Annotated in this window: 4 protein-coding genes; all 4 read right to left on the bottom strand. The window is 33.7% G+C overall.

The window, feature by feature from the left end:
- Positions 1-2,381: hypothetical protein (locus QMD82_02085; GenBank protein MDI6850714.1), on the bottom strand; the 2,381-nt coding region annotated here is incomplete at its 3' end.
- On the bottom strand, positions 2,378-3,151 hold the full coding sequence (locus QMD82_02090; GenBank protein ID MDI6850715.1) for a hypothetical protein: 774 nt from the start codon (positions 3,149-3,151) through the stop codon (positions 2,378-2,380). The genes QMD82_02090 and QMD82_02085, both read right to left, overlap by 4 nt.
- Positions 3,148-5,511: a phosphoadenosine phosphosulfate reductase family protein gene (locus tag QMD82_02095; GenBank protein ID MDI6850716.1), complete on the bottom strand. Its 2,364-nt coding sequence runs from the start codon at positions 5,509-5,511 to the stop codon at positions 3,148-3,150. Before QMD82_02095 ends, QMD82_02090 begins: the two co-directional genes overlap by 4 nt.
- Before the next feature lie 341 nt (positions 5,512-5,852).
- A partial coding sequence (locus QMD82_02100) for a hypothetical protein (protein MDI6850717.1) occupies positions 5,853-6,099 on the bottom strand: 247 nt, incomplete at its 5' end.

The raw sequence follows: 6,099 nt of genomic DNA on the forward strand, positions 1-6,099 counted from the left end.
GGATCAAAATCTCTGTAGAATCTCAATTTTTTGTCAACGATATATTCGCCATTTTGCGATCTAACAATATTTAAAAGAGGCTTTTCAAGGGCATTCTTCAATTCATTCTCCAATTGATCTCTGTTTTCAACTGCAAGGAAAATCTCTGCATATTTTGTTGAATGTCTAAACGTCCAAAGGTTTCTATTTCTGGTCAGTACTTCTATATTTTCCAGGCCCGACTTAAAAATTGTTTTAACAAGTTCTTTTTCAATTTTTTCACCTAATTTGGAAAAATGCAATCTATCCTCTCTATCTCTAAACAACACCTCTGCGTAATCCTTTTCAGCATTTTCAAGCCACAAGTTCATCATTTTCGAAATGTACCTTTCATTGTTCTTGACTTCCTCATCAAAGGAGTGACTACTGGCTACTCTCTTTCGAGCTATATACTCTATCAGTCTCTCGTAATTTTGCTCGCCAAAGTCCTTATGGGATACAATGAAAATAACATTTTGAGCCCGGGGGGTTTCCTTAATAATTTTTTTGATTTTAGTCTTGGCATTTGGAATTTCCTCTTTGGTCTTAGGTAAAAACAATACTATGTTCGTCTTGAACGAATTATTGAAATCTCTTATTTTCATAGATATATCATACTCAGATAGTCCGGCCCAGTATATCTTTAAATCGAACTCTCTTGTTAGGTTTGCCCCAAAATTCTTAGTAAATTTATCTTTTTCATCAGCGTCAATAAGCTTTGTTAAATCTGCATACTCTCTTTTTGCATTTTCTTTCTCTCTATTAACCTCCTCTGGAGGAAGAGGAGTTTGCAGTATAAGATATAAACCATCAGGCGTTTTTTGAATCACATTCCTATCAATGTAATCCAAAACCTGCTCTAAACGGCTTTTATAATGGGTCCCTTCAAACATATCTTCTATATTTTCCTTTTTCGGAGTGTAAACCGAAGCGTCGCTTACGGATGTTATAATCGCTTGGAATAAATTTAGAAGTAATATTCCCTTAAAAATTGCCAAATATTCCTCACCCTTGCTTTGTATAGATTCTAAATGGGTAAAATATTTTGATACGATGTTTTGAATTTTTTCTTCCTGTCTCCTTTCTAAATCGTCTATAAAATAATCCCAAAGTTTATCAGCCGTCAGAAAGTACTCATTTTTCTCTTCATTGGGATAATTTCTTATAAAATTAATAAAGCCCTTATTTTCGTCATATAAAAAGCTAAAAATGCTCCTCTCAGTAGACCCTATGAACCTGGCCAAACCTGCTGCAAGCTCTGCAGTGAAAGGGTGAATTGGAAACAGATCCTTAATGATTCTCCTCAGGTTTAAATCATCCTTAACTAATTTGATTGTAACTCTTTGCAAGTTAGGACTTCTATTGTAAATGTCATCCCTTAATTTTTCCCAGACGTCCTGTTTATGTTTTTTTATTGTATTCGAAATTATGTGGAAAGTTGTTATATTTTCCATGGAATAATCTACATTTGCAAATCTGCCTAATACCTTTTCTTGATCTTCCCTGGAGATTTGGGTTTGCTGTGGGTGTCTATGTGAAATGATATAAAGGAAAATATCCTCTTCAAAGCTTTTTTCTGCTATGCTTTGGACAATATTTAAAAGTACAGGACTTACAGAAAGCTCTAACAGAGGGGTAAACTCATCCCAATATATTGCCATATGAGTTATTCCTATACTTTTTAACTCCCTAAGAACCTCGGAAAGCCAATTTTCAATATTGGGATGTGAAATTTTCAAATCCCCCAAAGCTTCATCTATTTTGGTTATTATTGCGGGATCTTTTTGTAATAATTTTCTTTTTAAGCCATTAACATCTCCAACAAGACTTTTTAGCCCAGGATTTCTATCTACGACATCTTGCCAGTTAATTTTTGTATCTTCTATGTATTTTAGATATTTATCAAATTCGGTATCCACCGTTACTGGAATATTAAATTTTTCTAAGGTATTTTTAACAGCCTGTTCTATTACAAGGCTGAAATCCTTTTGTGAATTTATTCCTGAAACACCTTTTAAAGTAACAGGCAATACCTTGTTTTCTTTACGAAAATTCCTTAATCTTTCTCTTAATTGAACATTATCTATTTTTCTAATAAAATCATCAATCTCAGACAGGTCATCCCAAAGAAGGTGTTTTACAACACCTGTAGCATGGCTCTTTCCTGTACCGTATGTACCCTGAAGCCATATTGATTTTCTGTATTTAGGATTTTTTGATTCCAAAGAGTTGAGAAACTTTCCCAACAGATCAAGGAAATATTTGGTTGGTATAAATTGCTTCCAATAATCTTTAGGTTCATAAGTAATATCATAAACAGGTTGAAAATACTCATATAACCCCACAATTTCTTCATATTTCATTTGTTTAGTCCTCCTATATATTGCTCCAATATATTTAAAGGCTTTAATGAACTATAAAGAAACACAAAATGGGGTCTTTCAAAAGATAATTTATACAAATTGCTAAACTCAGGGTCATCCAAAAGTGATCTTTCTAAATCAACTGTAGAAATAGTAAAGATTCTCTGAGGAGAGTAAAGCTCATCTTCTAAAGCGAAGAGATCCATCTCGTAAATATTCTTCTTCTCTGCATATTTGTACAAGCTATATAAAATCAAAACAGGATGTAATCTTTCAATACCAATCTTTTTGAATCCTTTGATAACCTTCACCTTCTTAATAGGTATACCTTGACCAAAAACTACGCCTATCGGGGATTTAGATAATGTCTCTTTAATACTGCTTAGACCACTTTTCAAATACTTATTTTCTTTTCCGTACGATGGAGCCAATTTATTTGCCAAATCTTTCATACTATAATCACATGTTGAAAGTGTTGACCACCATTTAAAAATAGGCACATTAAAGCATAAATTGACCCACATAACACCCCATAAAATCTGAGAATATGGTCCATCTTTGAAATACAAAGTTTTTAAACAATTAAAAAGAGCAGTTAAGTTTTTATCAGTATCTAAAAGCTCAGTGTCCTTTAAGTAATACATAAAAGCATTCATTTGCCTCGGGCCTAAGGAACTTTCCTTGAAAAAGTTTTTCTCATTTGCCAATAACGACCATAACCACTCTTGTCTTAAACCAAACGTGTAATATTTAAAACCACCAATTTTCATGTAAGTGTCCATTTTATGTAATCCAAGATGCAAAAATGATCCTCTATATTTTCCGAAAGATATATGTTATCCAAATCTGCGGAAATTTCCACCCTGACCAAATCTTTAAAAGATTCTTGTAATCCTCTAAATATATTCTCCAAAGCTGGTCGCGATATCCCAAAGATTACGTGAGGTCCACCATCTTTGTTTTCTTCCCTGTAAAATTCCGAAATTGTTAGCCTGTATTTGCCTTTTGATATGGCATATCTATATGTAGAATATAAAATAGCTATAGGATGAATCGCATCAGATCCAATTTTCTCTATATATCTTTGTCTCTTTATATTCTTTATTATCCCTACATACATTTCTCTGAAAGCTGGTACACTTTCAAGCATATTCGCTAAAGAAGATATACCACTTCTGGCTGTTTTTTCATTTAAACCTTTAGAAACTAAAGTTTCTATGAGATCAACCACAGGTACACTCGTTTTCCACTTTAAATTTTGCAAGTACCATTTCACCAATGTTGAATTGTAAAAGAGGTTAACCCAGATAATTTGGTAAAACAACTGCTTATTACTTTCAAATACTCTTTTCAACTTATCAAAAAGCTCACTCGCAACCTTATTCCTTTTCTCCATCAACTCAGCATCTCTTAGCCACTGAATCATTGCTTCAAACTGCCTATTACCCAGCTTATTATCTCTTATCCAACCATCGCCTTTAGCCATGAAATCCTCTAACCACACTGCTCTCATCCCAAAAGTTTGATACCTTCCAAAACCTTTGAAGTCTTTTTCGCTTCTCATTGTATTACCCCCTAATCTTGAAATTGATTTTGCTACTAAGCATCCACTATCAACAAAGTTTAAGCAGTTAAAACAATGCACACATTTTTTTGAATTAATTTCCAAATTCTTCCTAAATGCTATTGCTGATGAAGGGCATTCGGCTTCACAAGAACCGCAATGGACGCAATAAGCTGTCTTATAAAACACCTTTTTTATATTATTCAAAGTAAATGAATCAACACTTTTCGGAAATTCTGCAACTATGCTATGATCTTTAATTATAGCTTCTATTGTGATAGTTTTTGAGTTTGTAAACAACTCAATCTCATATTTGTCTCCATTCTTGGAAATATTGAATGGTCCTAACACTTTGAGCCACTCTAACAATTTTTCTCTATAACTTCTAACTACTATCTGATAACTATTATCCAATTCAATGAAATCCAATCTAATTTTTTCCTCGCTTACTCCTTCGCCACCGCCCCTCTTTTTCCAGCTTCCATCTGTGATGTACTTTTTAATGCTTGCTTCTTCCGACAAGCCTAAATTTCTAACAAAATTCTCCAAAATATCCAAATAACCCTTGGTAACATTAGGAAATAACTTGTTTATTAAATACTCAGACCACGTGGATCCAAAGGGGCACATACTACATCCTATCCTAACTAAGCCGTATCTATACCCTTCATTAAAAGGAATGTTTCTACTGTAGATATATATAAACACTTCCGTTGTATTCCAATCTTTTATCACTTCGGCATTTATCTGCGTATAATGCTTAACCTTTTCTGCTATTCTTTTATATTTGCTCCTCCTTGAGCTCTCATCTGCTCTAACACCATCGAAGACCAATATTTTCAAATTGGATTTACCTTGAAAAAGTGATTTCAGCAATCTAATTTGGGGAGAGGTTTTGCATACAGAGCAACACCATCTAATCAGTCTGCTTGGCGGACCAAATACTTTCCACAGATCGTAAGAATGTCTTTCGTTTCTCGCGACATAAAACTTCAGTCTCGGATACAAGTTTTGATATAATTTCTTTGTTTCTTCAACCGTTTTATATGTAGGTGGAATCTCCATAGTAGTATCCGTAAAGATTACAAAAAATTCATCTGGTGGTAGAGTTCGAGCCACAAGGTCTAAAACAACCTGCGAATCTTTTCCTCCACTGAAAGCAACCACGAAAGCATCTACTTTTTCCCTGTAGCTTTTGTAAGTATTATTAATAAAATCGATAGCTTCACCTTCCAAGGTTTTTATTGCATCTTCATTTTTTTGCACTAAAAGATTTATATCGACTGGGCTTAATTTTAGGCCTTTGCCCTTATCTGTAATTTTTATTTTGGGAGCCTCAAATATGTTTCCACCGATTACTTCTGCTACTACTTCCCCTTCGTAGTAGTACCTTCTGCCAATGTTCCACAAAAGAGGTTCTTCCGACCTTGGATATTCCCAATATTTGTCAAAACCTAAAAGATCGAGCTCCTCAAAATAAACAGGTCGTGAAGGAACTATTTCCTCATTAGTAGAATCCACCAACAGCACTAAATTATTTTCCTTATCCCACTTAACTTTATACACTTTAGCAAAATTATACTCCTTAAAATTTATAAAATCAAGTATATACTGTTCCAGCAAAGCATACAGACAATAAGCGTATTCTAATGCACACCAAAAAATCCAAACCAAAAATGAAAGAGACTCAAAATGCCGTAAGCTTTTTACATAAAGAATAATATGCTCCAGTTACAGTTCAATGCAATGGCCATGCACAAAAGGATTTGTTTTAATGCATTTCTTTCTTGACAGCGAAAATCAAATATAAAGAATACATCAACTCAACATGTTATGATGTAATTCTTCATAAATCATCATTACGTTATCATCAGAAATGTGAATCTTTGATATTTAGTCATATTTATCTATGGCTGTCCTTTATCTCTTTTCTCTATTTGCTGCTTAATACTATCTGGTAACTTGTCATAAAGCTCATCGATTTTCTTGTTACTAGTTATCATTCTATCGGCAATGAAGTTAATCAACTCAAAAAGCATTCCCACTGTTTCTTTGTTATCTCGTAAATCTAATAGGCCTGGATGTACCGCATTGTTTCCAATGACTCTCACATAATCTAAGGCTTGTTGGATTTTTTTATCAAGCCCCTTTTTG

The organism is bacterium (assembly GCA_030019025.1).
In the GTDB taxonomy this organism is placed as follows: domain Bacteria; phylum Hydrothermota; class Hydrothermia; order UBA1063; family UBA1063; genus UBA1063.

Coding starts and splice junctions, on each gene's coding strand:
- QMD82_02090 (MDI6850715.1), bottom strand. CDS start 3,151: ATGAAAATTGGTGGTTTTAAATATTACACGTTTGGTTTAAGACAAGAG.